Origin of the sequence: Vibrio sp. B172a, assembly GCF_030248355.1 — a bacterium.
In the GTDB taxonomy this organism is placed as follows: domain Bacteria; phylum Pseudomonadota; class Gammaproteobacteria; order Enterobacterales; family Vibrionaceae; genus Vibrio; species Vibrio owensii.
In genome coordinates, this window is sequence record NZ_JAHGAC010000059.1 from 1 (window position 1) to 712 (window position 712).

Here is a 712-nt window from a genome sequence, read left to right on the forward strand (position 1 = left end):
ATTGGTGATATGCCAATGCTACTGCAGGCTAAATTGCTGCGTGTGCTACAAGAACGTAAAGTTCGCCCAATCGGCACCAGCAAAGAGATTGATGTGGACGTGCGCGTAATCGCCGCAACCCACTGTAATCTTATGCAGCAAATCAAAGATGGCGGATTCCGTGCCGATTTGTTCTATCGTTTGAATGTCTTCCCGATTACATTGCCACCTTTAAGAGCACGCAAGTCGGACATCCTCCCTCTCGCAGAGCACTTCGTGCAACACACCACAAACACGCTTGGTTTACCGCAAGCGCCAGGGTTAAGTGCCAACGTCCGTAAACAGCTTCTTGCGTACCCATACCCAGGTAACGTGCGTGAGCTCAAAAACATCATCGAACGCTCGGTCCTGCTGTCCGATTTTGAAACCATTACTCACATTGAGTTTGGTGAACAAATCCCAGAAGATACGCCAAGTATTGAAGTAAAAGCGGCATCACCTGCCCCAGAACAACCTGCTTACGAGCCAGCACAAGCTGACTTGGAAGACGCTTCAATGGGCCTTAAGGACGTTGTCAGCCAATACGAGCGCACAGTGATCATCGATTGCTTAAATGCCTGCAATTGGCACACCAAGAAAGCAGCTGAGCAATTGGCACTTCCAATGAGCACACTCAACCATAAAATGAAGAAATACGATATTTCTGCAGCTGGTTAAGCGAGAAGCGAGAAGC

Annotated in this window: 1 protein-coding gene; it reads left to right on the top strand. The window is 48.6% G+C overall.

Going from position 1 to position 712, the window contains the following annotated elements; all coding sequences use genetic code 11:
- Positions 1-696: sigma 54-interacting transcriptional regulator (locus KIT90_RS27775; protein WP_285379782.1), on the top strand; the 696-nt coding region annotated here is incomplete at its 5' end.
- Between the last annotated feature and the right edge of the window lie 16 nt (positions 697-712).